The following is a 411-nucleotide window of genomic DNA, read 5'->3' as shown; positions in this document are numbered from 1 at the left end:
TTCCAGAGCTACTTGCATGGAGTTGTAGTTTGAATTGCCGCCCATCTGGTGAATGTTGATATTTCCAAACCCCTGAAAAGGTCGCAACAAGTCGGTGGGGAGAGCATTAGCACCACTGAAACTTAGTCCCGCAGCTACATAGGGAGCTGCCAATCCAGGCTCCGACGCCGGAACTACCCCGCCAAATCGAGTCGGATCCTGGTTTTCTCGACGATAGAGTGCTCCGTACGGAATGGCGTTGAGGTTAAGTCGCTGCAACAGCGGGATAGCGAGCCGACATATGACATATCGAGCCGGAAATCATAAGGCAGCTTGGTTTGCAGCCCGATGTTGAATTGATAGACCGTCGGAATATCACCTTCCTCGGAAAAAGCATTGAGCCCCGAAGGCGCCAGCAACGCGGTTTGGACG

At 52.8% G+C, this 411-nt stretch carries 1 protein-coding gene; it reads right to left on the bottom strand.

All coding sequences use genetic code 11. From position 1 onward, the window contains the following. Positions 1-173: 173 nt before the first annotated feature. The coding region (locus tag I6F37_RS42335) for a hypothetical protein (RefSeq protein ID WP_225154725.1) at positions 174-411 on the bottom strand (238 nt) is incomplete at its 5' end.

This window comes from Bradyrhizobium sp. NBAIM08, assembly GCF_020193935.1.
Classification (GTDB): Bacteria; Pseudomonadota; Alphaproteobacteria; order Rhizobiales; family Xanthobacteraceae; genus Bradyrhizobium; species Bradyrhizobium yuanmingense.
The sequence above is the reverse complement of the archived record's forward strand: the minus strand, read 5'-3'. Positions and strand labels throughout refer to the sequence as shown.